Below are 425 nucleotides of genomic sequence, written 5' to 3'. Positions count from 1 at the left end.
GTTGACAAGACTTCGTTTAGTTGTAATGATATTGGTACCCAAACAGTAACATTGACTGGAACTGATGCAAGTGGAAACACTGCTTCAGCTACCGCTATAGTAACTATCGTTGATAATACTGCTCCTAATGTAATCACCCAGAATATTTCAGTGTCGCTTAATGCTAGCGGAAACGCAATTATTACAGCAGCTCAGATTAACAATGGCTCTTCGGACAATTGTGGTATTGAAAGTATAACAGTAAGCAAAACAAGCTTCGATTGTTCTAACCTTGGTGATAACACTGTAACCCTAACTGTTACTGATAACAACGGTAACACAAGCACTAAAACAGCTACTGTTACTATTGTTGACAACATCGCCCCTATTGTAATTGCTCAAGATATCACCGTTGCTCTTGATGCTAATGGAAACGCTAACATTAC

1 pseudogene is annotated in these 425 nt (G+C 38.8%); it reads left to right on the top strand.

Annotated elements, in window-relative coordinates:
* Positions 1–425 (top strand): annotated as a pseudogene (locus tag MB14_RS10255) (hypothetical protein); the annotation flags it as partial.

It is taken from the genome of Roseivirga ehrenbergii, from assembly GCF_001593005.1.
GTDB classification, from domain to species: domain Bacteria; phylum Bacteroidota; class Bacteroidia; order Cytophagales; family Cyclobacteriaceae; genus Roseivirga; species Roseivirga ehrenbergii.
The sequence above is the reverse complement of the archived record's forward strand: the minus strand, read 5'-3'. Positions and strand labels throughout refer to the sequence as shown.